General features: G+C 64.1%; 17 protein-coding genes. 9 read left to right on the top strand and 8 right to left on the bottom strand.

Going from position 1 to position 25,512, the window contains the following annotated elements:
* Window positions 1-36: 36 nt before the first annotated feature.
* A complete protein-coding gene (locus C2I19_RS06890) occupies window positions 37-720 on the bottom strand; it encodes an LrgB family protein (RefSeq protein ID WP_233201127.1) in 684 nt (227 codons plus the stop codon).
* Complete coding sequence (locus tag C2I19_RS06895) at window positions 710-1,153, bottom strand: CidA/LrgA family protein (RefSeq protein WP_103901972.1); 444 nt, start codon at window positions 1,151-1,153, stop codon at window positions 710-712. Before C2I19_RS06895 ends, C2I19_RS06890 begins: the two co-directional genes overlap by 11 nt.
* Window positions 1,154-1,257: 104 nt before the next feature.
* Between C2I19_RS06895 and C2I19_RS06900 the strand changes: the two genes are divergently transcribed.
* A complete protein-coding gene (locus C2I19_RS06900; protein ID WP_103901973.1) occupies window positions 1,258-2,148 on the top strand; it encodes a LysR family transcriptional regulator in 891 nt (296 codons plus the stop codon).
* A 40-nt stretch (window positions 2,149-2,188) separates the two neighbouring features.
* Here the strand turns inward: C2I19_RS06900 and rlmB are convergent, their stop codons facing one another.
* Both rlmB and C2I19_RS06910 read right to left on the bottom strand, forming a co-directional pair.
* Window positions 2,189-2,938, bottom strand: a complete 750-nt coding sequence (gene rlmB / locus C2I19_RS06905; RefSeq protein ID WP_103901974.1) for a 23S rRNA (guanosine(2251)-2'-O)-methyltransferase RlmB — start codon at window positions 2,936-2,938, stop codon at window positions 2,189-2,191.
* 61 nt (window positions 2,939-2,999) lie between these two features.
* A complete protein-coding gene (locus tag C2I19_RS06910) occupies window positions 3,000-6,254 on the bottom strand; it encodes a sensor domain-containing protein (RefSeq protein ID WP_233201128.1) in 3,255 nt (1,084 codons plus the stop codon).
* A gap of 283 nt (window positions 6,255-6,537) precedes the next feature.
* On the opposite strand from C2I19_RS06910, the gene mfd reads away from it, so the two are divergent.
* From mfd to C2I19_RS06935, 4 genes are all read left to right on the top strand, one after another.
* The gene (mfd, locus tag C2I19_RS06915; protein WP_103901975.1) at window positions 6,538-9,933 is read left to right on the top strand and encodes a transcription-repair coupling factor; all 3,396 of its coding nucleotides are present in this window, start codon (window positions 6,538-6,540) and stop codon (window positions 9,931-9,933) included.
* 619 nt (window positions 9,934-10,552) lie between these two features.
* The gene (locus tag C2I19_RS06925; RefSeq protein WP_103901977.1) at window positions 10,553-11,179 is read left to right on the top strand and encodes a Clp protease ClpP; all 627 of its coding nucleotides are present in this window, start codon (window positions 10,553-10,555) and stop codon (window positions 11,177-11,179) included.
* A gap of 64 nt (window positions 11,180-11,243) precedes the next feature.
* Window positions 11,244-12,002 carry a substrate-binding periplasmic protein gene (locus tag C2I19_RS06930; protein ID WP_103901978.1) on the top strand — a complete coding sequence of 253 codons (759 nt, stop codon included), beginning with the start codon at window positions 11,244-11,246 and terminating at the stop codon, window positions 12,000-12,002.
* 72 nt (window positions 12,003-12,074) lie between these two features.
* Window positions 12,075-12,593 (top strand): DinB family protein, encoded by a 519-nt coding sequence (locus tag C2I19_RS06935; protein ID WP_103901979.1) that lies wholly within the window; start codon window positions 12,075-12,077, stop codon window positions 12,591-12,593.
* A gap of 4 nt (window positions 12,594-12,597) precedes the next feature.
* On the opposite strand, the gene C2I19_RS06940 is transcribed toward C2I19_RS06935, so the two are convergent.
* Together C2I19_RS06940 and C2I19_RS06945 are read right to left on the bottom strand one after the other, a co-directional pair.
* Window positions 12,598-13,800, bottom strand: a complete 1,203-nt coding sequence (locus C2I19_RS06940; RefSeq protein ID WP_103901980.1) for a GGDEF domain-containing protein — start codon at window positions 13,798-13,800, stop codon at window positions 12,598-12,600.
* 241 nt (window positions 13,801-14,041) lie between these two features.
* A complete protein-coding gene (locus tag C2I19_RS06945; protein ID WP_103901981.1) occupies window positions 14,042-15,031 on the bottom strand; it encodes an aldo/keto reductase in 990 nt (329 codons plus the stop codon).
* Between the two features lie 97 nt (window positions 15,032-15,128).
* Here C2I19_RS06945 and C2I19_RS06950 point away from each other — a divergent pair, with 97 nt between their 5' ends.
* Window positions 15,129-16,034, top strand: coding sequence for a LysR family transcriptional regulator (locus C2I19_RS06950; protein ID WP_103901982.1), 906 nt, complete (start codon window positions 15,129-15,131; stop codon window positions 16,032-16,034).
* Between the two features lie 223 nt (window positions 16,035-16,257).
* Complete coding sequence (locus C2I19_RS06955; RefSeq protein ID WP_158253650.1) at window positions 16,258-17,070, top strand: substrate-binding periplasmic protein; 813 nt, start codon at window positions 16,258-16,260, stop codon at window positions 17,068-17,070.
* A gap of 36 nt (window positions 17,071-17,106) precedes the next feature.
* On the opposite strand, the gene adhE is transcribed toward C2I19_RS06955, so the two are convergent.
* Window positions 17,107-19,770 carry a bifunctional acetaldehyde-CoA/alcohol dehydrogenase gene (gene adhE / locus C2I19_RS06960; RefSeq protein ID WP_103901984.1) on the bottom strand — a complete coding sequence of 888 codons (2,664 nt, stop codon included), beginning with the start codon at window positions 19,768-19,770 and terminating at the stop codon, window positions 17,107-17,109.
* 361 nt (window positions 19,771-20,131) lie between these two features.
* A complete protein-coding gene (locus C2I19_RS06965; RefSeq protein WP_103901985.1) occupies window positions 20,132-21,142 on the bottom strand; it encodes a carbonic anhydrase in 1,011 nt (336 codons plus the stop codon).
* A gap of 313 nt (window positions 21,143-21,455) precedes the next feature.
* On the opposite strand from C2I19_RS06965, the gene C2I19_RS06970 reads away from it, so the two are divergent.
* Together C2I19_RS06970 and C2I19_RS06975 are read left to right on the top strand one after the other, a co-directional pair.
* Complete coding sequence (locus C2I19_RS06970; RefSeq protein WP_103901986.1) at window positions 21,456-21,905, top strand: acyl-CoA thioesterase; 450 nt, start codon at window positions 21,456-21,458, stop codon at window positions 21,903-21,905.
* Between the two features lie 421 nt (window positions 21,906-22,326).
* On the top strand, window positions 22,327-24,663 hold the full coding sequence (locus C2I19_RS06975) for a penicillin acylase family protein (protein WP_158253651.1): 2,337 nt from the start codon (window positions 22,327-22,329) through the stop codon (window positions 24,661-24,663).
* Window positions 24,664-25,512 lie beyond the last annotated feature (849 nt).

Consider the following 25,512-nt stretch of genomic DNA (forward strand, 5'->3'; position numbering starts at 1 on the left):
CCACCCCACCGGCAATCAGGTCACAACGCAAACTCTTTACATCCAGTAGCCGATCAGCGGCGCGGCGAACACCGTCGCCACCCCGGCCAGCATCATGGTCAGACTGGCCACCACGCCTTCCTCGGCGCCTATCTCATTGGCCTTGGCCGTGCCGGCCGCGTGGGCCGCGGCGCCGTACAGCGCGCCTCGCGCCAGGGCCGAACGTATCGGCAGCACCGCCAGCATCAATTGTCCCAACATCATTCCGCATACTCCGGTCACCACCACGAACAGCGCCGTCAAATCGGCCGAGCCGCCCAAGGCGTGCGCCGCGGCCAGCGCGAACGGCGTGCTGATCGAACGCGGCGCCAGGCTCTTCTGCATCGTATCCGACAGGTCCAGCCAGCGCGCCAGCGCTACAGAACTGACCACCGCCGCCGGTATCGCCGCCAGCACGCCGCAGCTCAACGACAGCCAGTGGCGGCGTATGATGGCGCGCTGCTCGTAAATCGGCACCGCGAAGGCCACCGTCGCCGGCCCCAGCAGCCAGGTCAGCCACCGGGTATCGGCAAAGTAAGTGTGGTAAGGCACCCTCGCCAACACCACCAGGCCGATGATCAGCAGCGGCACGGCCAGGATCGGCGTGCTCCACCAGCTGCGGGTCTTCAGGTAATACTTTTTGACCACCCAGTACAACACCACGGTGAGTACGAAGGAGATCAAGGCAATTTCATGTTCCATGGACTTCCGCTCCCATCCGCGCCTTGCGGTTGCTGGCGCGGCGGCGCATCCGGATTTCCAGCCTGTAGCAGCGATCCACCACCAAGGCGGTCACGGCCATCACCAGCGCGGTGGAAGCCACGATCACCAGCAACAAACGGGCGCCGGCGGATACAATCACTTCCGGGTACTGCACTACCGCCACCACCGCCGGGATGAAGAACAGCAACATCTCCGCCAGCAGCCAGCGCGCGCCTAGCCTGAACCAGGACACCGGCAGCAAGCGGGACCACAAGCCGGCCAACACCAGCAGCATGCCCAGCACGCCAGCCGGCATCGCCGGCAGGAAGCGATGGCTCAACTGGCTGGCCGCCAGCCACACCAGGCTCAGCAGCGCAACCTGGCTACAGGTTTGCAACAGCGGCAACAGGCGGTAAAACAGGCGGCGGGCCATGATTCGGCTTCCATCAACTTAGAACTTGAAGCCAGTATAGCGAGCCGCGATTCATTCTAAAAATGAATTAAAATTATCGTTACAATTCCATACAGGAATGGAAAATGGACATCCGCGCCCTGCGCTATTTCGTCGAACTGGTCAAATGCCAGAGCTTCACCCGCGCCGCCGACGCGCTGTTCGTCACCCAGCCCACTATCAGCAAGATGGTGAAACAGCTGGAGGAGGAGCTGGGCATGCCGCTGATCCTGCGCGAAGGGCGCAGCTTCCGGCTGACCGATGCCGGCCGCGTCACTTACGAGCGCGGGCTGGACGTGCTGTCCGCCATGCATCAGCTGAAGAACGAGCTGACCGACCTGTCCGGCCTCAGCCGCGGCGAGCTGGTGGTCGGCCTGCCGCCCATGGTAGGCGTGGCCTTCTTCGCGCCGGTGGTCAGCCACTACCGCCGGCTGTATCCGCAGATCGAATTGAAAATGGTGGAGGACGGCGCGCTGGCCATAGAAAACCGCATCAAGAGCGGGGAGCTGGAAATCGGCGTGGCCGTATTGCCGGTGGACAGCCAGCTGTTCGAGCACTATTCCGTGGTGCGCGACCCGCTGTGCCTGGTGGCGGCGGCCGGCTCGCGCTGGCATGGCCTGTCGCTGGTGCGGCTGTCCGACATCGCCGACCAGCCGCTGGTGCTGTACCCGGACGACTTCACGCTGAGCCGCCGCGTGGCGGACGCCTTCCGCGAACTGGGCAAGACGCCCAATATCGTGGGCCGCAGCGCGCACTGGGACTTCATCGTGGAACTGGTGGGCGCCAATCTGGGCGTCACCCTGCTGCCGCGCAGCATCGTCGCGCGGCTGGACAGCGCGCTGTACGACGTGATCCCGCTGTACGACCACAAACTGTACTGGCACCTGGGCCTGATCTGGCAGCGCGGCGGCTACCTGTCCCACGCCGCGCGCGCCTGGCTGGCGCTGACGCGCGAACGGCTGGGCGGACAAGGATGAAAAAGGCCGCTAACGCGGCCTTGCACCAGATCAGGAGCCTTTAGCCCTGCGTCTTCAGCACTCGCTGGCGGCGGCTTTCCGACAGCACCATGCCAGACGATACCGACACGTTCAGGCTTTCCACGGTGCCGAACATGGGGATGGACACCAGCGCGTCGCAGTGCTCGCGCGTCAGCCGGCGCATGCCCTCGCCCTCTGCGCCCATCACCCAGGCCAGCGGGCCGGAGGCATCGAAGTGGTAGAGGTCGGTGTCGGCTTCCATGGTGGTGCCGGCTATCCACACCCCGGCATCCTTCAAGTCGCGCAGGGTGCGCGCCAGATTGGTCACGGTGATATACGGAACGACCTCGGCGGCGCCGCAGGCCACCTTGGACACGGTGGCATTCAGCGTAGCGGAGCGGTCCTTGGGCGCGATCACGGCGTGCGCGCCCATCGCGTCTGCCACGCGCAGGCAGGCGCCCAGATTGTGCGGGTCGGTCACGCCATCCAGGATCAGCAGCAGCGGCGGCTCGGACAGGTTTTCCAGCACATCGTCCAGATCCACGTAGTTCATGCTGGCGTCTATCATCGCCACCACGCCCTGGTGCCGCGCGTTGCCGCTCATCGAATCCAGGCGTTCCTTGTCCACGATGTGCAGCTTGACCTTTTCCTCGCCGGCCTTGTCCAGCACCGCCTTGGCGCGGGCGTCATGGCGGCCGCCGGCCAGCCAGATTTCCAGCAGGCTCTTGGGGTTTTGCCACAGGCGGGCGTTGACGGCATGGAAGCCGTGTATCAGGCGTTTGTTGCTCATGGCGTGGATTCTCTAATTCACAATTCCCGCCATTGTAGCCGCAAGCCGTCCGCCGGCCCAGCTAGACCAGCGCCGCCTCGCGCCGCCAGCCGGACACCAGGGCGGCAAAATCCGCGGCCGGCAAGGGCCGGCTGAAGTGGTAGCCCTGCAGCGTGTGGCAGCCTTTGCCCTGCAGGAAGGCCGCCTGCGCCTCGTTTTCCACGCCTTCCGCCACCACATGGAACTTCAGCTTCTTGGCCATAGCCAGGATGGCCTCGGCGATGGCGGCGTTGTCCTCGTCGTCCGGCAGGCCGTCCACAAAAGACTGGTCTATCTTCAGCGTGTCCAGCGGGAAGCGCTTCAGATAAGACAGCGAGGAATAACCGGTGCCGAAATCGTCGATGGATACCCATACGCCCAGCGCCTTCAGCTGCGTCAGCAGCTGCACCGCTTCGTCCGGGTTCTGCATCAGCATGCTCTCGGTGATTTCCAGCTCCAGCCGCTCGGCGGCCAAACCTGCCTCGCGCAGCGCGTCCGCTACCTTGCCCAGCAGAGCCGGCTGGCCGAACTGGCGCGGCGACAGATTCACCGCCAGCCGCGGCACCTCCAGGCCCGCCGCGTCCCAGGCCGCCAGCTGGCGGCAGGCCTCGGCCAGCACCCAGTCGCCTATGGGCTTGATCAGGCCGGTTTCCTCGGCCAGCGCAATAAAGCGCACCGGCGGCACCAGGCCCAGTTGCGGGTGGCGCCAGCGCAGCAGCACCTCGGCGCCCTGCAGCGCGCGGCTGTCGGAGGCCAACTGCGGCTGGAAGTGCAGCTCAAACTCGTTCCGTTCCAGCGCCATGCGCAGGCCGTTTTCCAGCAATAGCCGCTCGAAAGTTTGCGTGTTCATGCCCGCGTCGAAGAACTGATACGTGTTCTTGCCCGAGTCCTTGGCGCGGTACATCGCCACGTCGGCGTTCTTCAGCAGCGTCAGCGCGTCGCGGCCGTCATGCGGAAACACGCTGATGCCTATGCTGCCGGTGATGAACACCTCGTGCGCTTCCAGCATCAACGGCCGTCCCAGCTCGGCCAGGATGTCGGTCGCCACTTCGGCCAACTGGGTGTGGTTGTCGAAGCCGCTCATCAGCAGGGTGAACTCGTCGCCGCCCAGCCGAGCCAGCATGCCGCGCTCGCCCACCACGCGCGCCAGCCGCAGCGCGATTTCGCACAGCAGCTGGTCGCCGGCCTGGTGGCCGAAGGAATCGTTGATCAGCTTGAAACGGTCCAGATCGATGAACATCACCGCCAGCTGGCCGCCCAGGCTGGCCATGCGCGCCAGCGCCTCGTCCAGCTGCGAAGTCAGGCTGCTGCGGTTGGGCAGCCGAGTCAGCGGATCATGGTTGGCCAGGAATTGCAGCCTGGCCTCGGCTTCCTTGCGCTGGGTGATGTCGGAGAACACCGCCACGTAATTGCATAGTTCGTCATCCTCGTCTCGCAACGCGGAGATGGACAGCTCCGCCGGATACCACTCCCCGGTCTTGCGCCTGTCCTGCATCTCGCCCTGCCAGTGGCCGCTGCCGGCCAGCGCGCGCTGCATGGCCTCGCGTTCGCGCTCGCCCTGGCGGAAAATCCGCGAAGCCTTGCCCAGCGCCTCCTGCTCCGTATAGCCGGTGATGCGGGAGAAAGCGTCGTTGACGGCGATGATGCAGGCATTGGCGTCCAGAATCAGGATGCCCTCGGCAGAATTCTCGAACACCTTGGCCGCCAGCCGCAAATTGGTATCGGCCAGGAGACGCTCGGAAATATCCATCACCACGCCTATCACAGCCTTGCGCCCTTCCAGCTCGAACAGGCGGCTATGCACTTCCATGTCCACCACCACGCCGTCCTTGCGCAGGCCGCGGGTGGAGTAATGCATGACGGCGATGTTTTCGCGGAAACGGCGCAGCAGTTGTTGGCGCAAGCGGCTGGCCTCCCCTGGCACCAGCACCTGGCCCATGGTCAAGCCGGCCATTTCCTCCGGCAGGTAGCCCATGATCTCCGCCAGCTTGGGATTGACGTAGACCAGCTTCTCGTCCTGCAGGATGTAAATGCCGACCAGCGACTGCTCCACCAGCGCGAGATAGCGCTCCTCCGCCTCGCGCTTGGCCTTTTGCTCGCGCTTGCTCAGCGTCACGTCGGTGTCCACGCTGCCCACGCCGGCCGGCCGGCCCTCGGCGTCGAACAAGGGAAACTTGGACGCCAACAGATAGGTTTCCACGCCGTTCAGCGCGAAATATTCCTCAAACTGGCGCGGCGACAGCAGGCTCAGCACTTGCTGGTCCTGATCGCGGATCTGTTGGGCGTCGTCGTCGTCGAACAAATCCTCCGGCCGCCTCCCCACCAGTTCCCTGGCGGAGCGCCCCACGCGCTTGGCGTAAGCGGCGTTGACCAGCAGGTAGCGTCCCTCCATGTCCTTCAGCGACATCATGGTGGGACTATGGTTGACCAGGGACTCGATGCGAGCGCGGAAAGTCTTCAGCGCAGCCTCGTCCGAGCGATGGCCGTCCATCAGGATGGCCACCAGCAGGCCGGACACATTCAGGGCCAGCGCCAGCAACAGATCGGTGGAAACGTTGCCGATAACGGCGAGCGTGACGGTGTCGGTCTCAGGCCGGGTCAGGGACAGCGCCACCGCCACCATGCCGGCGGTCAGCGCCGATCCACCCAGTCCGGTACGGCAGGCCGCCCACAGAATAAAGGGAAAGAACAGCAGCTGGCTGGGAATATTCAGGCGGATTTCGCTCGATTGCAGCAACGCGGCGCCCACCGCCACCAAGGCCAGGATCAGCGCCAGCTCCAATCGCAGCGGCAGCGCGGCCTTGCGCGGCGAAGGACGGCCCAGCGGCACGCACAGGAATAGCGCGGAGCCCAGCGCCGCCCAGCATTGCCAGGCCCAGGCCCAGGGAGAAATCCGCCCGCCGGACGCGAACACATAGGCCGCCAACAACGCGGCCACCAGCGGCGCCGGATAGCACACCAGGGTCAGCAGCAGATTGCGCAGCTCATGCGGCGTGGACGGCCGCGGCCGCCAGATGGCCTGCCTCCCCAAGCGCAGGCCGGGCGGAATCAAATACAAAGAGCCGGCCAGCAAGGCCGCCCATAGCGGCGGCATCAGCCAAATGGCCGCCAATAGCGCCGCCAGCGGCCACCACCAACTGCGCCGCGCGCCGCGCGCGACCTGCTGCCAAGCAAACAGGCCATGCGGCAAAAAACTCGCCAAAGTCAACGCCGCCTGAGGCGAACGCGGCCATAGCGCCGCGCCCATGACAAACCCCAGGAAAACCAGCCCCTCCTCCACCCATGGTGTGGTTCTCACGCATCCATCCCTCTTACTGTCGTCCGGTTGGCCGGATCTTGACTACACCCAAATCATGCCATTTTCATTAAAATAGGCACATACCCAGGGGTTACGCATTATTTTTTCTGATAGCGCATTGCGCCCAAACGCTTATTTTCTTCATATTGAGATAAATTGCGCTTGAGCCAAATGCATACGATAGCCGGGATTGCCACGGCCGGCTAGCGTTCGATGCCGGGGAAATGTCCGGCGCACTGTTATAATCGCGGCAAGCACAACTCCGCACAGAAGCCAGATCAAGTTGGATACGCTACCGACCCTGCCGCCCGCCGGCCAGAAAACCCGCTGCGGCCGCCTGCCGGACGGCCTGGACAGCCACGCCATCGCCGCGCTGGCCAAGCAGCGCCGCCCGCTGCTCGTCCTCGCCGCCGACGCCCAGGCCGCGCAGCGGCTGAAGGCAGAGCTGCCGTTCTTCGCGCCCGACCTGTCCATCGCGTTGTTCCCGGACTGGGAAACCTTGCCTTACGACCACTTCTCGCCGCATGGAGATCTGGTCAGCGAGCGCCTGGCCACTTTGTGGCAGATACGCCAGCGCGAATGCCAGGTGGTGATCGCGCCAGTCAGCACCGCGCTGAGCCGGCTGGCGCCGGTGAGCTACCTGCTGGGCCGCACCTTCTTCCTGAAAACCGGCCAGCAACTCGATGTGGAGAAGCTGCGCGGCGACATGGTGTCCGCCGGCTACCAGCACGTCACCCAAGTCATGGCGCCGGGCGAATTCTCGGTGCGCGGCAGCCTGATAGACCTGTATCCGATGGGATCGCCGCTGCCTTATCGGATAGACCTGTTTGACGCCGAGATCGACAGTCTGAAGACTTTTGACCCGGACACCCAGCGCACGCTGTACCCGGTGCCGGAAATCCGCATGCTGCCAGCGCGCGAATACCCGGCAGACGAGAGCGGCGTCACCGCCTTCCGCCAGCATTACCGCGAAAAAATGGAAGGCGATCCAAGCAAGAGCCGCGTCTACAAGGACGTGTCGCAGGGCCTGTGGCCGGCCGGCATCGAATACTTCCTGCCGCTGTTCTTCGACGAAACCGCCACCTTGTTCGACTACGTCGGCGATGACGCGCTGCTAGTGCAGCACCACGATGTGCAGGCGGCGGCGGAAACCTTCTGGCGCGACGCGCAAGGCCGCTACGAGATGGCGCGCGGCGATGTGGAGCGCCCGGTGCTGGCGCCGGCCGACATCTTCCTGCGCCCAGACGAATTGATGGCGCGGCTCAAACCCTACGCCCGCATCGAGTTCTCCGGCGACGGCGAAACCAGCGCGCCCGCGCTGCCGGAGCTGGCAGTAGACCGCCGCGCCGACGCGCCGCTGCATAAATTGCAAAGCTTCATCGCCGCCGGCGGCAAGCGCATCCTGCTGGCGGCGGAAAGCCTGGGCCGGCGCGAAACCATGCTGAGCTTCCTGGCGGAAAACGGCGTCAAGCCGACGCCGGTGGACAACTGGGCCGATTTCATCGCCGGCAAGATGCCGCTGGCGCTGACCGTCGCCCCGCTCTACTCCGGCTTCGCGCTGGCCGACCCTGCCATCGCCGTGGTGACCGAGAGCGAGCTGTATCAGCACGTCGCCCGCAGCCACAGCCGCCGCAAGGCCAGCCGCGCCGGCTCCGACGCCATGCTGCGCGACCTGGCCGAGGTCAAAGCCGGCGACCCGGTAGTACACGAGGCGCACGGCATCGGCCGCTACGTCGGCCTGGTGACGATGGACCTGGGCGAAGGCGAAACCGAGCTGATGCAGCTGGAGTACGCCGACGGCGCCACCCTATACGTGCCGGTGTCGCAGCTGCAGTTGATCTCGCGATACGCCGGCGGCGCCACCGACGACATCCAGCTGCACAAGCTGGGCAATCCCGCCTGGGAAAAGGCCAAGAAGCGCGCGGCGGAAAAAGCGCGCGACACCGCGGCCGAACTGCTGAACCTGTACGCCCAGCGCGCGGCGCGCGAGGGCCACAGCTTCGAGCTGTCCCCCGCCGACTACAGCGCCTTCGCCGCCGGTTTCGGCTTCGAGGAGACGCCGGATCAGGCCACCGCCATCGAGGCGGTGATCCAGGACATGTGCTCCGGCAAGCCGATGGACCGGCTGGTGTGCGGCGACGTCGGCTTCGGCAAGACCGAGGTGGCGCTGCGCGCCGCCTTCGTCGCGGTGATGGGCGGCAAACAGGTGGCGGTGCTGGTGCCCACCACGCTCTTGGCCGAGCAGCACTTCCAGAATTTCTCCGACCGCTTCGCCGACTGGCCGGTGCGCATCGCCGAACTGTCGCGCTTCAAGAGCGGCAAGGAAACCAAGCAGGCGCTGCAGGGCCTCGCCGAAGGCAGCGTGGATATCGTCATCGGCACCCACAAGCTGGTGCAGCCGGATGTGGCGTTCAAGAACCTGGGCCTGGTCATCATCGACGAAGAACACCGCTTCGGCGTGCGACAGAAAGAACAGCTGAAGCGGCTGCGCGCCAATGTGGACGTACTGACGCTGACCGCCACCCCGATTCCGCGCACCTTATCGATGGCGCTGGAAGGCCTGCGCGACTTCTCCGCCATCGCCACCGCCCCCAGCCGCCGACTGGCGGTGAAGACTTTCGTCAGCCCCCTGTCCAACGGCGTGATCCGCGAAGCGGTATTGCGCGAGCTGAAGCGCGGCGGCCAGGTGTTCTTCCTGCACAACGAAGTCGACACCATCGAAAACATGCGCGAAAAGCTGGCTGAGCTGATCCCGGAAGCGCGCATCGGCGTGGCCCACGGCCAACTGCGCGAGCGCGAGCTGGAGCAGGTGATGCGCGACTTCCTGCAGCAGCGCTTCAATCTGCTCTTGTGCTCCACCATCATCGAAACCGGCATCGACATCCCCAACGCCAACACCATCCTGATCAACCGCGCCGACAAGTTCGGCCTGGCGCAGCTGCACCAGCTGCGCGGCCGCGTCGGCCGCTCGCACCACCAGGCCTATGCCTACCTGCTGACGCCGGACGGCATGACCCGCGACGCGCAAAAGCGGCTGGAAGCGATCCAGCTATCAGGCGAGCTGGGCGCGGGCTTTTATCTGGCCATGCACGACCTGGAAATCCGCGGCGCCGGCGAGGTGCTGGGCGAAGGCCAATCCGGCGAAATGCAGGAAGTGGGTTTCAGCCTGTTCACCGAGATGCTGAAGCAAGCGGTGCGCGATCTGAAAAAGGGCCGCGCGCCGGACCTGGACGCGCCGCTTGGCGTCACCACCGAGATCAATCTGCACAGCCCGGCGCTGCTGCCGGACGCGTATTGCCCGGATGTGCACGAGCGGCTGCTGATCTACAAGCGCCTGGCCAGCTGCGAGACCGAAGCCGAGATCGACGATATCCACGAGGAACTGATAGACCGCTTCGGCCTGCCGCCGCAGAGCGTGAAGACGCTGATCGAAAGCCACCGCCTGCGCCTGGTCGCCAAGGAGCTGGGCGTGCAGAAACTGGACGCCAGCGAGGTGGCGGTGCAGATCACCTTCATCAAGAACCCGCCTATCGATCCGGTGAAGATCATCATGCTGATCCAGAGCAAGAAGAACTATCGCCTGGCCGGACAGGACAAGCTGCGGGTGGAGCAGGCATTGCCGGAGGTGGCGCAGCGGATCGTGAAGGTGAAGGAGGTGTTGAAGGAGTTGAGCGCGTAAGCGCGCTGATTCGCGATTCTCATCTTGTGAGAACGGCCTGCTCGATGGAGCGGGCCGTTTTCGCTTCAATGCTCTTTCTGAAGAATCCGCTTCGCGGATATTGATTGAGTGCAGGCTCCGCCCGACCAACGGGTGAGGGGCGATGCGGCTAGCTCCCTCACGCCCCCAGGCCGCCCCAACAGCGCGGCGAATACGATCGACTTCCAGCGCTCACTTTCATTGTCCGCGCTCCACATTCCGGTAGGGCGGGCAGGCCTCAGGCCTTGCCCGCGCCCACAAATTGTAAAACCAAGCCAACTTGCCGCACTCCGCATCAGCATCCGCCGAGTGGATGCCCGCACGTAAACATCGCCCACGGCGCGGGCTCCAGCAATGAGCCGGAAAAAGTCAGCGCGGATAGGTGTTGCAGCGCGGGCAAGGCCAACGGGCCTGCCCGCCCTACCTGGCCAGGGGTGTCGGGGAGCTGGCGAGACAGCTCCCTGACCTGCCCGGCGGGCAGCCCCACCATGCCAATCATCATCCGCAAAGCGGACTCCTTAGCCCCTCAACTTGCGCCATTACAAGGCAAGCCCTCCTCTCCCCGGCTAGATTGGAAAGACAAGCACAAGGAAGAGACGCCATGCCCCGCCCCCACGCCGACCTGGAAGATGACATCGACAAGCCCGTCCCGCTGTACCGCCAATACGAAACCCAAGGCGCCGTGCGGCAGATTTCTTTTTATCTGTCCGAAGAAATCGGCGCGGCCATCCACTACACCGATCTCCTGTACACCCTGCGCACCGCCAGCAGCACGGATATCGTCTACCTGCACCTCAACACCCCCGGCGGCAACTTCGACGCCGGCCTGCAAATCATCAACAACATCACCGCCAGCGAAGCCCACGTGGTCACCATCCTGGAAGCGCGGGCTTACTCCATGGGCGCGCTGATCTTCCTCGCCGGCGACGAACTGGTGGTGCACGACACCTGCCAGCTGATGTTCCACAATTATTCGTCAGCGCTGATAGGCAAAGGCAATGAACAGCAGGCCCAGGTCATGGCCAGCGGCAAGTGGTTCGAAAAAGTGATGCGCCATGTCTGCCGCCCCTTCCTGACCGACGAGGAGCTGGACCGCATCCTCAAAGGCGAGGACATCTGGCTGGACAGCGACAATATCCGCCGCCGCCTCGCCCACATCCAGAAAGGCGAACCCGCCGTCGCGCCGCGCAAGCCGGCCCGCGACCGGAACAAGCCCGCCGCAGATTGATCCGCCTTGCTCCGCGCGCATCCTGGCCGATAATCATAGGATCCTGGCTGCGCGGACAATTGCGATGCGCCCCACATTCCCGCTCATCGCCTGGCTGGCAATGCCGCTCTCCGCGCTCGCGGCGGCGGGCGAGTCCGACCTGACGCTGGCCAGCGGCGAGTTTCCGCCCTATGTCAGCGAACAACTGCCGCAGGGCGGCGTCACCAGCATGGTGGTGCGCGAAGCCTTCGCCGCCGCCGGCCTGCCGGCGCCCAAGATCGTATTTCTGCCCTGGAAGCGCGGTTATAGCGAAACCGAGCAAAACCGCTACGCCGCCGCCTTTCCCTACGCCCGCGACGCCGCGCGGGAAAAGCTGTTCCTGTACTCGGACCCGCTGCACCTGGACCACTTCTCGTATTTCGTGCGCAAGGACGATACGGAAGCCGCCGCAGGCCGCTGGCAAGGCAAACGGCTATGCCTGCCGCTGGGTTGGACCACCGCCTACGTCGACGCCGATATCCACACCTTCCAGTTGCAGCTGGAGCGCCCGCCCGCGCTGGACAACTGCCTGAAAATGCTGTCTAGCAATACGGTAGACCTGGTTTCCTGCAACGACTTCGTCGCCAGCTACGCCATCCGCCAGCTGTACGGCGCGCATTCGCCCTTCGTCATCGCCACTATCGGCAAGCAGCAGAGCAGCGCGCTGTATCTGATCGTCAGCCGGCAACGGCCGGACGCGGAACAGCTGCTGCGCCAATTCAACCAAGGACTGACCGCCCTACGCCGCAGCGGCCGCTATCAGCAGTTATTGCAGCAGGCCATAGACGCGCCGGCCAGCCCATGAAAATGACAATATGCTTTTCATGAATACGATTTGCCACTATCATTTTCAAGTCCAGACAAAAAGAACATCTATATGTCTTTACGCACCATACGCATGCTGACCCGCTACAGCGCCTGGGCCAATCGCCGCCTGTTCGACACGCTGGCCGCGCTGCCGTCTGAGCAACTACAGCAGCCGCGCGCCACCATATTCGGCACTATCCTTTCCACCCTGAATCACAACTTGGTAGTGGACCGAATCTGGCAGGCCCATCTGACGCGGCAGCCTCATGGCTACGCCAGCCGCAATACCGAGGCCACGCCCAGCCTGGCCGAACTGGACGCCGCCCAGAGCGACCTGGACCGCTGGTATGTGGAATACGCCGACATGCTGGATGCGGCCGGCCATGACGAGGCGCTGGACTTCCGCTTTGTGGACGGCGGCGAGGGCAGGATGCGCCGCGGCGACATGCTGTTGCACATCGTCAATCACAAGAACTACCACCGCGGCTTCGTGGCGGACATGCTGTACCAGATTCCCGCCACGCCGCCGACAACCGATTTGCCGGTTTACTTGCGCGACGCGCATCTCGAAACGAATCTGCCAGTCTAGAAATTTACAAGACCGCCGCGGCGGGTTCCGCCGCGCGCGCCATTTCCACGCGGTTGCGGCCGTTATGCTTGGCCTGGTACAGCAGCAAATCCGCCTCCAGGAACAGGCTGGCCAAGCTGTCATGCTCATCCGGCCGCAAGCTGGCCACGCCTATGCTGGCGCTGATGTCCAGCCGCGCCTCTCCTATCCGCGGATGCAGATTGCCTATCGCCAGCCGCAGGCGATCGGCGACATTGTAAGCTTCGATGCGGCCCGCATGCGGCAGCAAGGCCACAAACTCCTCGCCGCCATGGCGGCCCAGCAGGTCGCCATGCCTCGCCTCGCTGCGCAGGCATTCGGCCAGTTGGCGCAGCACCTCGTCGCCCGCCTGATGGCCATAGCGGTCGTTGATGCTCTTGAAATGGTCCAGATCGATCAACAACAGCGAAAGCGGCTCGCGATGATCCCGCGCGCGCCGGAACGCGCCCTCGGCCTTCTCCTGGAAGGTCCGGTGATTCAGCAGCCGCGTCAGGCCGTCCTGATCGGCCTGCATGCGCAATTGCAGCAGCAGGCGCTCATAACTGATCAACAGCATGCTCAGGCTGAAGCAAAAGGTGACCCAGAACAGGGCGAGCGAGGTGAATAGATTGAACATCCCGCGCTGCTGGCCGAAAGCGGGATCGCCCATATGCCACGCCATGCCGAAACGGCTGACCGAAATCAGCACCATCACGGCCGCCAAACCAGTCGCCAGCCAATGGCCCAGCGGCGTCGCCTGCCGCCGCTCGCGCAGAAACTGCAACAAGATCAAAGACCAATACAGCGTATGGGAACCGGACGTAACCATGACGCGCCGGCCATACAGCTCCTGCCCCGCCAGCAACGCGAAAGCCAGCATCACCGCCGCCGCGCTGCCCACACCAAACAACCAATGGCCCTTGAGTCCGAACATCTGCCGCGTGGCGACCCAGGCCAAGGGGTGGAACATCAGCAGCAGCAGAGTCACCGTCAGCAGGCTAGGCCATGGCGCCAGCGGTAAATTCAGGAAGGAGAACAGGGTGCCGGCCGCGGCGATGACGCCGCCTATCCCAAGCGTGAGCAGGGCGCGGTCGCGCCGGTTGTAGAACCAGAACATCACCACCACCAGCGTCAGCATCAAGGTATATCCCGTGGTGCTGAGCAGCGTGGTCTTGAAATCCAGAATGCTTTGAATGGATTGGCTTGCCATCGATGAAAGCCTGGAAGCGCCGGTTTCCGTCTACCGCCCGCATCTTCCCTGTGGCCCGGAATTAAAACGCAGACACCATAGCAGATTGCCCCCAGGGTTGAGCAAGACGAATGATGCATACTGCATCGAAGTCCGCCCGGCCGTCTCTTTGCCGCAACGCTGGGTAGGCTCCCCTGCTGCGGCGCGCGCAAACGGAAAGGCGCAGGCAAGGGCCGGGAGGCCCCGGCCGCGCGCCTACCGCTCAGCCGTTGAGCAGCGTCATGCCCATGCCCGGATAACGCTCGCCGCTGACTTGGCCCGCCGCGAATACCGCGTCCAGCATGGCCAGGTCTTCAGCCGTCAACGCCACGTTCAGCGCGCCCAGATTGTCGCGCAGATTGGCCTCTTTGCGCGTGCCGGGAATCGGAATGATGTCCTCGCCCTGCGCCAGCAGCCAGGCCAGCGCCATTTGCGAGGGGCTGCAGCCCTTGTCTGCGGCCAATGCCTTCACCTTGTCCACCAACTGCAGATTGCGCTGGAAGTTTTCGCCCTGGAAGCGCGGGCTGGTGCGGCGGTAGTCGTCGGCGGCGAAATCATCCGGACTCTTGATCGCGCCAGTGAGAAAGCCGCGGCCCAGCGGACTGTAGGCGACCAAGCTGGTCCCCGTTTCGCGGCAGGCGGCCAGCACGCCGTCTTCCGGATCGCGCGTCCACAAGGAGTACTCGCTCTGCAAGGCATGGATGGGATGCACGGCGGCTGCGCGGCGCAAGGTAGACGCGGAAGCTTCGGACAGGCCCAGGTAGCGCGCCTTGCCCGCCTTGACCAAGTCCGCCATCGCGCCCACCGTCTCTTCGATGGGAACCGTCGGGTCCACCCGGTGCTGGTAATAGAGATCGATATGATCGACGCCCAGCCGCTTCAGGCTGGCCTCGCAGCTCGCGCGCACATACTCCGGCCGGCCGTTGACGCCTCGCTTTTCCGGCTGGGCCGGGTCATAGACGATGCCGAACTTGGTGGCCAGCACCACCTCGCCGCGGCGGCGCGCCAGCAGCTTGGACAGCAACGCTTCATTGGTATAGGGACCGTACATGTCGGCGGTATCCAGGAAATTGACCCCCAGGTCCAGCGCGGCATTCAGCGTCGCCAGCGATTCAGCCTCGTCGCGCGGGCCATAGAAGGCACTCATCACCATGCAGCCCAAGCCCAGCGCCGAAACCTGCGGGCCATTGCGTCCCAGTGTGCGTTTTTGCATGTCATCGCTCCATTCGTGAAAGTGACGTGAGCATAAAAGATAGCCGCTCATTGATAAATGGGCCAAAATGACAAACATTATTTAGCCAGGCTTCACAATGTCGCCCTTCAAGCAAGATGCGCTGCAAGCCTTCCGCCTGATCGCCCGCCACCGCAGCTTCACCCGCGCCGCCGCGGAGCTGGGCGTCAGCGCTTCAGCTTTGAGCCAGGCCATGCGCCAGCTGGAAGAAGCGCTGGAAACGCGCCTGCTGGCCCGCACCACGCGCCAGGTGGCCCTGACCGAGGCCGGCGAGGCCTTGCTGGCGCGGCTGGAGCCCGCGCTGGACGAAATCATCGCCGCGCTGGAGGAGACGCGGCAAAGCGGCGGGCAGCCTGCCGGCCAGCTGCGGCTCACCCTGCCCCACTCCGCCGCCCAGCAGCTGATCTATCCGGTGATGGCGGAATTCCTGGGCCGCCATCCCAGTCTGCGGCTGGAACTGGACGTCAACAATGGCCTGGTCGACATCGTCGCCCAGCGCTTCGACGCCGGCATCCGCCTGGGCGAATCGCTGCAGCCGGGCATGCAGGCGCTGCAAATCAGCCAGCCGCTGCGCTTTGTCGTCGTCGCTTCGCCGGACTATCTGCGCCGCCGCGGCGCCCCGCTCCAGCCGCAAGACCTGCAAGGGCATGCCTGCATAGGCTACCGCTTCGCCAGCGGCCCGCAATACCGCTGGCAGTTCCTGCAAGACGGACAGGCGCTGCAACTGGCGCTGGACGGCCCGCTGGTGGCCAACGACAACCAGGCCCTGCTGCGCGCCGCGCTGGACGGCGTCGGCCTCGCCTATCTGTCCGAGCCGCAGATCGAACCCTGGCGGCGCCAGGGCCGGCTCGCCACCGTGCTGGACGACTACCTGCCCCCGGCAGAGTCCCTCTACCTGTACTACCCGCACCGGCGCCTGCAGCCGGCCAAACTGGCCGCGCTGATCGCCTTCCTGCGCGAAAAAGCCGGCCTGCCGCCGGTTTAAGCCAACAGCCGCCCCACCCTATTCATCGCATCCAGACAGTCTGCTTGACGCGCCATTGCTACAATCATCCACAAAGCGCCAAAAAAATTCGCACGACATGGACGGCGCGCTCGACAAGTCGATGACTTTGACATAAAAAGGCGATTCCGCGCGCGGCGGCCCTGACGACTACCGCCGTCGGAAAACCTATGATGGAATGAAGCAGTTGATACGGGAGACGCGAGTGAAGCGAAGCCTGCTGTACCTGCTGTTCGCGCTGCTGCCGGCCGCCGCCGCCGCCGAGCCGGCCGAGGCGCCTAGCACGATCACGCTGGCCACGCTGGAATGGCCGCCTTACGCCGGCAGCCAGCTGCCGGAACAAGGCATCAATGGCGCGGTGATACGCGCCGCCTATCAGGCGATGGGCTACCGCGTGCTCATCCGGGTGGTACCCTGGCAGCGCGCGGTGGAGGCCGCCCGTTTCAATCCGCAAGTGGCCGGCTATTTCCCCGAATACGATTCCCCCGCGCGGCGAGAAGCCTTCATCTTCTCCGACCCCATAGGCAGCAGCCCGCTGGGCCTGGCCGAGCGCGTCCGCGAGCGCAGCCATTGGCAGCAACTGGCCGAACTGGCGCGCCAGCGCCTGGGCGTGGTGCGCGGCTACGTCAACACTGCGGAGCTGGACGATCGCATCGCCAGCGGCAGGCAAAACAGCGACGAGGCACAGGACGACGCGCAAAACCTGCTAAAACTGGACCGCCGCCACATCGACCTCGCGGTGATAGACCGCAATGTCTTCGACTACCTGCTGCAGAACAACCCCACGCTGAGGACGGCGCGCGGCAATCTGACGATGAACCCGCGCCTGCTGGAAGAAAAACAGCTCTACGTCGGCTTCAAGCGCGGCGAGGAAGGCCGCAAGCTGGCCGACATCCTGAACCAGGGCCTGCGCCGCATCGACGCCAAAGCCATCGTCCGGCGCTATCTGCAAACGCATGACAACGACGGCCCCGTCGAGAGGAAGCAAGCGGCAGCCGCAAAAAAACCGGCCGGCTGACGCCGACCGGTTGCTCGCTATCGTTTCAAGCCAGGATCAGGCCTTGGCTTTGCCCTTGGCCGGCTTGGCTTCCGGTTTGGCGGCCGCTTCATCGCGCTCCCAGGCTTCCTTGTACGGACGGCCGTAGAAGCTATCCAGCAGCAGCTGCTTCAGCTCGCTGATCAACGGGTAGCGCGGGTTGGCGCCCGTGCACTGGTCGTCGAAGGCGGCTTCAGCCAGTTCGTCCACCTTGGCCAGGAAGTCGGACTCGGCCACGCCTGCGCCCTGGATGGACGACGGGATGCCCAGCGTCTGCTTCAGCTCATCCACCCATTCGATCAGTTTTTCCACGCGCTCGTGGTCGCGGTTGGCCTCCAAGCCCAGGTGGCGGGCGATTTCGGCGTAGCGCGCCACGCTCTTCGGCCGGTCATACTGGCTGAAGGCGGTTTGCTTGGTCGGCACATCGGCGGCGTTGTAGCGGATCACATTGCTGATCAGCAGCGCGTTGGCCAGACCGTGGGCCAGGCCGAACTCGGCGCCGATCTTGTGCGCCATGGAGTGGCACACGCCGAGGAAGGCGTTGGCGAAGGCGATGCCGGCGATGGTGGCGGCGTTGTGCACCTGTTCGCGCGCTTTCGGGTCCTTGGCGCCGTTCTGGTAGGACGACGGCAGGTATTCCTTCAGCAGCTTCAGCGCTTGCAGGGCTTGCGGATCAGAATACTCGTTGGCCATCACCGAGACATAGGCCTCCAGCGCATGGGTCACCGCGTCGATGCCGCCGAAGGCGGTCAGCGACTTCGGCATGTCCATCACCAGATTGGCGTCCACGATGGCCATGTTCGGCGTCAGTTCATAATCGGCGATCGGGTACTTCACGCCGGTCACTTCGTCGGTCACCACGGCGAACGGGGTCACTTCGGAGCCGGTACCGGAGGTCGTCGGCACGGCCACCATCATGGCTTTCTGGCCCAGTTTCGGGAACTGGTAGATGCGCTTGCGGATGTCCATGAAGCGCAGGGCCAGGTCGGCGAAGTGCACTTCCGGATGCTCGTACATCACCCACATGATCTTGGCCGCGTCCATCGGAGAACCGCCGCCGATGGCCATGATGACATCCGGCTTGAAGGCGTGGGCCAGGTCCGCTCCCTTGCGCACCACGGCCAGGGTCGGGTCGGCCGGCACTTCGAAGAAGGTTTCCACTTCCAGGCCCATCTTCTTCAACAGGCGGATGGGCTCGTCGATGAAGCCGTGTTCGAACAGGTACTGGCCGGTGACGATCAGGCAGCGTTTCTTGCCGGCCAAATCTTCCAGGGCCACCGGCAGGGAGCCGCGGCGGAAGTAGATGGACTTGGGCAGCTTGTGCCACAGCATGTTTTCAGCCCTCTTGGCGACGGTTTTCTTGTTGATCAAGTGCTTGGGACCGACGTTCTCGGAGATGGAGTTGCCGCCCCAGGAGCCGCAGCCCAGGGTCAGCGACGGTGCCAGGCTGAAGTTGTACAAGTCGCCGATGCCGCCTTGCGAGGACGGGGTGTTGATCAGGATGCGGGCGGTCTTCATCTTGTCGCCGAAGTAGCGCACGCGCTCTTCCTGCAAGTCCTGATCGGTATACAGCGCCGAGGTGTGGCCGATGCCGCCCATGGTCACCAGCGCGGCGGCCTTGTCGCAAGCGTCGAGGAAGTTCTTGGCGCGGTACATGGCCAGAGTGGGCGACAGTTTTTCGTGGGCGAAGGCTTCCTTCTCCGACACTTCCGTCACTTCGCCGATCAGCACCTTGGTGGTGGGCGGCACTTCGATGCCGGCCATGGCGGCGATCTTGGCGGCGCTTTGGCCGACGATGGCGGCGTTCAGGCTGCCGTCATTCAGGATCACCTTGCGCACGGCCTCGGCTTCGCTCTTGGACAGGATGTAGCCGCCGTGCTTGGAGAAGCGTTCGCGCACCGTGTCGTAGATTTCGTCGACGATGATGACGGACTGCTCGGACGCGCACACCACGCCGTTGTCGAAAGTCTTGGACATCAGGATGGAGGCCACGGCGCGCTTGATGTCGGCGGTTTCGTCGATCACGGCCGGGGTGTTGCCGGCGCCCACGCCGATGGCCGGCTTGCCGGAGGAGTAAGCGGCCTTCACCATGCCCGGGCCGCCGGTGGCCAGGATCAGGTTGATGTCGGGGTGGTGCATCAGCTGGTTGGACAGCGCGACCGACGGCTCATCTATCCAGCCTATGATGTCCTGCGGCGCGCCGGCGGCGACAGCGGCCTCCAGCACCAGGCGGGCGGCTTCGCAGGTGGAGCGGCGCGCGCGCGGGTGCGGCGAGAAGATGATGCCGTTGCGGGTCTTCAGCGAGATCAGCGCCTTGAAGATGGCGGTGGAGGTCGGGTTGGTGGTGGGCACGATGCCGCAGAGCACGCCGATGGGCTCGGCGATGGTGATGGTGCCGAAGGTGTCGTCCTCGGACAGCACGCCGCAGGTCTTCTCGTCCTTGTACTTGTTGTAGATGTATTCGGAAGCGAAGTGGTTCTTGATCACCTTGTCTTCCATCACGCCCATGCCGGTTTCGGCTACGGCCATGCGCGCCAGCGGGATGCGGGCGTCGGCGGCGGCCAGCGCGGCGCTGCGGAAGATGTGGTCCACTTGTTCTTGCGTGAACTGGGCGAAGGCGATTTGCGCCTTCTTGACGCGGGCTACCAGGGCGTCGAGTTCGAGTTCGTTGCTAACGGCCATTTTGTCTCTCCAGAACCAAATGAAAATACCGAATGCCTAATTGTTCGTTTTCGACATATTATTTTCGAAATCGAAAAACAACCAGCAGAAATCCCATTTGCCGTCACCTTGCGATGACAGCGCCATCCAAGCCTTTGTAGCAGAGCCATTACATCGATTCACCCATACCCCTAGCAAATTCAGGGGCTTTATCGGAAATCCGCCATGACTCGCTCGATTCACAGCCATCGTAGACGGTTTTCGGATATTCGTTTTTGCGCACGGCCAAACAATTTCCACTTTCCCAACAAAAAGAGCGCCGAATCGGCGCTCTCCGCATAGATTGAAGCCGGACAGTTGTAACGGCCCGGCTACCCATCACTCACTGGCCCATGAAGCCATAGTGAAAATACTTGCCGCCGCGCGTCAGCGCGCGGATGCGCCCTGGGTCCGTCTCGCCATTGATGTTGGTGATCACCAGCTTGCCGCGGCCCTGCTTCAGATCATTGTTGTAATCGTAATAGCCGCCCAGCACCGCCAACTTGCCGGCCTCCACCTCGCCGGAGAACTTGAGGATGGCGCCTTCCACCTGGTTATTGATGTTGATCAGCGCGCCATTGGTGGCGTCTATCCCCTTGGGAATCTCGATATTGTCCAGTTCCTTCTGGATGGACGGCTCCATATTGCTGTAATCGCTGGCGGCCGCCTTGATCGCCCCGCAGCCGGTATGGCTGACGAACATCAGCAGCGGCGTGTGCAGGTGGCGCACGCCGTACTCCACCGAGCCTTCCGAGGTGGCGAGCTGGTTGCCCATATTGCTGATCACAAATAGATCCGCATCGGCGTCCCCGTCCTGCATGCCCACCCGGCCGCCCGGGCTGGAACAGGTCACCACCGTGGCCTTGGGCGCGGCGCGCTCGCCCAGCTTGGCCAGATAGCCCGCCGAATGCTTGGCCACGTAGGCGCCGTTGGCCTTCAGTATGCCTGACACCACCGCCTTGACCTGGGAAGCCTCGCCCATTGGCTTGGCCGCGCCATGCGCCGCCTTGGCCTTGGCGGTTTTGCGCCTGGCGCGATGCTCAGGCCGAGCCGCCGCGCCCGGCGCATGCACTTCGGGGCTGGGCTGGCTCAGGTCGCGCGGCGGCTTGGCCATCTGCACCGTCGGCGCCATCGCCTCCGGCGCTGGCATGGGCTTGGCCTGGACCGGCGCAGCCTTCGCCGCCTCGGTCTTTCCTGCCTCAGTCTTTCCCCCCTCGGCCGGACGCGGCGCCGCGGGCGCGGCCTCCGGCTTATTGATGCGCAACGGCAGCTTGATCACCTGCTGCGCCGCGTGAGAACCCGAGGCATCCGCCGCGCGGGCCGTCGTCATCGCCAACAGCAACGGCGCCATCATGCAAGTTCCAATCAGCCGTGGACTCATCCTAAATTCCTTAAGTCATCCGCAATCGCTTCTATTCTGCATCATCGACCATGGCCGGGGAAGCCGCCAGTGCGCCAGCAGCGATCTCCTGCCGATGCGCGGGCCAATCACGCATGGAGCATACCGTGAACGCCACCCCGGGAAAGACGGCAGAGCGTAGCCTTGAAGCAAAATCGCAGCCATGCCCTACAGGCCCAGCCGCGCCACGCGGCCGTCTTCCTGTTTACCCGGCCTCGCAACCGTGTAAACTGGCCCGCATCACGGCCCCTCCCGCCCATACCGCCTCATGACCGCACCCGACATAGACTGGGACCTGCCCGGCCCCTTCACCCTGCCGCTGGCCCCCCAAGCGGAAGACATCGATGGACTGAACCACACCAATAACGCCGTCTATGTGCGCTGGTGCGAACAAGCCGGCTGGGCGCACTCGCAAGGCCTGGGGCTGGACGTGGAAGACTACCGCCGGCTGGACCGCGGCATGGCCATCCGCCGCAGCGAATATGACTACCTATTGCCCACCGCCCAAGGCGAAGCGCTGCTGCTGGGCACCTGGCTGCAAGCCGGCGACCATGGCGCGTCCATGCAGCGCCATTTCCAGCTGATACGGCTGCGCGACGGCAAAACCGTGTTGCGCGCCCGCTGGCAGCTGGTTTGCATCGAGCTATCCAGCGGCCGCCCCAAGCGGCTGCCGCCGGAATTCAGCGCCGCCTATCTGCCCGCCATGGAGAACCGCTAAGCCGGACGCCACGCACTAGCACCAGACATCGCCACACTCCACAACCGGAGCGCGGGTTGGCCAAAGGTCATACCCGCGGCTCATGCCCCACTCGGACAAAGCAGCGCCCCCTCCAAGAAGACCATGCCCTTGAACGCCGTTAAAGCCGGCGGACGGCAGCGGTCATAAAGACCGCGAATCTTGCCTGCTGGCAAACCCGCGCTACCTGGCTGGCTCATCCGGCCGGCACCAGCTCTGCCAGGTGGCCAGGCTGGGCAAGAGCCGCCGTTGCCGGGCTGCCGCAAGCTCTATCTTTCGGCACATGCCATCAGCATTCATTCTGCATATGATTCGGCTTGAGTCTCCTGCCGGCAAGCATGCCGCGGCGGCTCTTTCTCAATCCGCGCGCGTTCTTCCATCGCGCGATCGCAGGAGAACCGTTATGTCAAAACCGTCCATCGGCAACGCCATCGCCATGCTAGCCATAGCCTGCCTGCAGCCAGGCGCATGCGCGGCTACCGCTTACCAGGCCCTGGTGCAGCGTACCTCGTACGGCATTCCCCATATCACGGCCAGCAATGAAAGAAATCTGGGCTATGGCGCGGGCTATGCCTATGCGCAGGACAATTTCTGCTTGCTGGCAGAGGAGATCGCCACCGCGCGCGGCCAGCGTTCCCGTTATTTCGGCACGGCGGGCAGCTATGCCAGCCCCGATGGCGGACAGATACCCAACACGGCCAGCGATTTCTACTACGCGTACTTGAATGAGCACCGCTCGGTGCTGGGAAGCTACTCCCGGCAATCGTCCGAGGTGAAGAATCTGATTGAAGGCTATGCTGCGGGCGTCAATCGCTATCTACGCGAAACGGGTGCCGGCAAGCTGCCCGCGACCTGCCGCAACCAGCCCTGGGCGCGGCCGCTGGAGGCGCAAGACCTGATCCGCCTCATGCGGCGCTATGCGGTGACGGCTTCCGGCGCGCAATACATCACGGCGCTGCAAGCAGCGGCGCCGCCGCAACCCGGCCTAGTGAACAAGCGACGGCGGCCCACGGCCGCCGAGCCCTTGCGGGGCCTGTATGGCAGGCAGCCTAATAGCTGGCATGTGGGGTCCAATGCCATCGCGCTTGGGCGCGACGCCACCCGTTCCAGCGCGGGCATGCTGTACGCCAATCCGCATTTCCCGTGGAACGGCGCTTACCGCTTTTACCAACAGCATTTGACCATCCCTGGCAAGGTGGATGTGATGGGCGCGGCGCTGGGCGGTTTGCCGCTGGTGAACATCGGCTTCAATCGCGCCGTCGCCTGGACCCATACCGACAACACCTCCCTGCACTCCACCTTGTTCGCCTTGCCTCTCGTTCCGGGCGATCCGTTGCGCTACGTCGTCGATGGCGTGGCCAAGCCGCTGCGGCCCGTCACCGTCCACATCGTCGGCCGCGAGGCCGATGGGGCGCTCAGCGCCATGCAGCATACTTTTTACCTGAGCGAGCAAGGGCCGATTGTGGCCATCCCGGGGCAACTGGACTGGGATGGGGCCACCGCCTATGCGCTGGCCGACGCCAACCAGGACAATGACCGATTACTGGATACTTGGTGGCGGATGGACCAGGCGCGCTCTCTGGCCGAGCTGCGCCAGACGGTAGAGTCCAGGCTGGGCTTGCCCTGGGTGAACACGCTGGCTACGGAGCGCGCGGGCAACGTCTATTACGGCGACGTCACCGTGGTGCCACATGTCGACCAGGCCAAGCAAGATGCCTGCGTGCCAGAGGCGGCTCGCGCCTGGCTAAGCCAAGGCGTGATGATATTGGATGGCGGCCGCGGCAGTTGCCGCTGGGGTCAGGCCGCCGGCACGCCGCAAGCGGGCATCTTTGCCGCGCGCGATCTGCCGGCGATGATGCGCCGAGACTTTGCGCAGAACAGCAACGACAGCGCCTGGCTGAGCAATCCTGCTCAAGCCATGACCGGCTACCCCGACATCGTCAGCATCGCCGGCATGCCCCTGAACGCCCGCACCCGCTATGGAATACAACAGATCCAGGCGCGGCTGGCCGGAGGCGGATGGTCGCGTTTCGACATGGCCGATCTGCAGGCTTTGGCGCTAGCCAATCGTTCTTATTACGCTTCCTTGCTGCTGGACGATCTCAATCGGCTATGCCGGACCTCCCGCATCGGACAGGCGCCGGCTGACGCCTGCCGGATTCTGGCAGGCTGGGATGGCAAGGCGGAGCTGGACAGTGTGGGCTGGCCCTTGTTTCAGGCCTGGCGAGAGCAAATGAACAGCCGCGGCGCGGATTATTGGTCGCAAGCCTTCGACTCCGCTCGGCCGCTGGAAACGCCGCGCGGCTTGCGCATCGAGGACCCGTCGGTGGCCGATGCCGCTCGCGCTGCATTGTTCCATGCGGTCAAGACTTTACGGCTGGCCGGCATCGACTACGCCAAACCATGGGGCGACATCCAGGTGGCGACGCGCGGCTCACGCCGCATTCCCATCCACGGCGGCGGCGGCGAGGATATTTACAACGTCATTGAAAGCGGCCCGGCGGCCCAGGGAGAACTGCAACCTGTATTTGGTTCTTCGCTGTTGATGACTGTGTCGTTTGAGAATGGGCTGCCGCGCGCGCAAGGCTTTCTCTCCTATTCGCAATCCAGCGATCCCGCCTCGCCGCATTATGGCGATCAAACCGAGCGCTTCAGCCGCAAGCAATGGATAAACTGGCCATACACGCAGGACGAGATTCGACGCGATCCTGCCTACTCCGCTCGTTGGCTCTGGGAATGAGTCAGGCCGGGGGAGGTCATCCGCGAGTGGCCGGCTTGTCTTGATGCGTTTCATTCGCCCCATGCCGATAGACATGCCCATCCGGGAGCCAGGAGGAACACCATGGGCTAACTTGCCGTCTTTTTACCGGCGATGCTTCTGTAACGCGTTTCCGCATCTCGCCGGAGACTAGCAGGGCCGCGCTCTCCCAACGCCGCTCGCCATACGATGCGGCATCGGCGGGCTCCTCGGCCCCTGCCAATATGCGATGAGGGCTCTTCAACCGGCTTGCCGGCGCTGGCTTGCTGGCCGCGCATCCGATGGCGGTCTTGTGGTCTCCGGCCTCCGGGATCGCCAGCGCGGGCGGTTTGCTCCTTGGCGTGCATTTGGCGCGGTATGGGACGGCCGCGGGCGTTCTGAAAATTGGGGACACGCTGAAAATTGGGAAAACTACGGTTTTTCTCTATCCCATGCATCACTTGGCATCAGCCATGTAGCGCGGGTTGGCCAAAGGCCATACCCGCGGACCAAGCAGCACACGGATAAACGGCAACCTCCTCCCCTGAAGGCCATGTTCTTGAACAAGGCTATTGTGGATGGTCGCGGTCATAAAGATCGCGGGTATGTCCCGACGGGCCAACCCGCGCTACCTGGCTGGCATCCTGTCCCGCAGTTTGCAGCGAAACCGTCAAGGGTTTCGTCGATGGTTTCATCGATGGCCGCGTCAGCCATTTGGCAGTGGATTTGCCACCCATTCCATCGAGATATGGACATCTAGCAGGCCGTTGAAAAACACGTCGATATTGCCCCAACCCATTTCCATATGAACAAAAATGGGCGGTTTCAGCGGGCAGAATGCCAATAAATCCG

The organism is Chromobacterium alticapitis (assembly GCF_002924365.1).
Classification (GTDB): Bacteria; Pseudomonadota; Gammaproteobacteria; order Burkholderiales; family Chromobacteriaceae; genus Chromobacterium; species Chromobacterium alticapitis.

Excerpts from the sequence above, each read along its gene's own strand:
- C2I19_RS06970 (WP_103901986.1), top strand. The coding sequence starts at position 21,456 with ATGACCGCACCCGACATAGACTGGGACCTGCCCGGCCCCTTCACCCTG.
- C2I19_RS06925 (WP_103901977.1), top strand. The coding sequence starts at position 10,553 with ATGCCCCGCCCCCACGCCGACCTGGAAGATGACATCGACAAGCCCGTC.
- C2I19_RS06935 (WP_103901979.1), top strand. The coding sequence starts at position 12,075 with ATGTCTTTACGCACCATACGCATGCTGACCCGCTACAGCGCCTGGGCC.
- C2I19_RS06940 (WP_103901980.1), bottom strand. The coding sequence starts at position 13,800 with ATGGCAAGCCAATCCATTCAAAGCATTCTGGATTTCAAGACCACGCTG.
- adhE (WP_103901984.1), bottom strand. The coding sequence starts at position 19,770 with ATGGCCGTTAGCAACGAACTCGAACTCGACGCCCTGGTAGCCCGCGTC.
- C2I19_RS06950 (WP_103901982.1), top strand. The coding sequence starts at position 15,129 with ATGTCGCCCTTCAAGCAAGATGCGCTGCAAGCCTTCCGCCTGATCGCC.
- C2I19_RS06900 (WP_103901973.1), top strand. The coding sequence starts at position 1,258 with ATGGACATCCGCGCCCTGCGCTATTTCGTCGAACTGGTCAAATGCCAG.
- C2I19_RS06965 (WP_103901985.1), bottom strand. The coding sequence starts at position 21,142 with ATGATGGCGCCGTTGCTGTTGGCGATGACGACGGCCCGCGCGGCGGAT.
- C2I19_RS06945 (WP_103901981.1), bottom strand. The coding sequence starts at position 15,031 with ATGCAAAAACGCACACTGGGACGCAATGGCCCGCAGGTTTCGGCGCTG.
- C2I19_RS06895 (WP_103901972.1), bottom strand. The coding sequence starts at position 1,153 with ATGGCCCGCCGCCTGTTTTACCGCCTGTTGCCGCTGTTGCAAACCTGT.
- C2I19_RS06890 (WP_233201127.1), bottom strand. The coding sequence starts at position 720 with ATGGAACATGAAATTGCCTTGATCTCCTTCGTACTCACCGTGGTGTTG.
- C2I19_RS06930 (WP_103901978.1), top strand. The coding sequence starts at position 11,244 with ATGCGCCCCACATTCCCGCTCATCGCCTGGCTGGCAATGCCGCTCTCC.
- C2I19_RS06975 (WP_158253651.1), top strand. The coding sequence starts at position 22,327 with ATGTCAAAACCGTCCATCGGCAACGCCATCGCCATGCTAGCCATAGCC.
- rlmB (WP_103901974.1), bottom strand. The coding sequence starts at position 2,938 with ATGAGCAACAAACGCCTGATACACGGCTTCCATGCCGTCAACGCCCGC.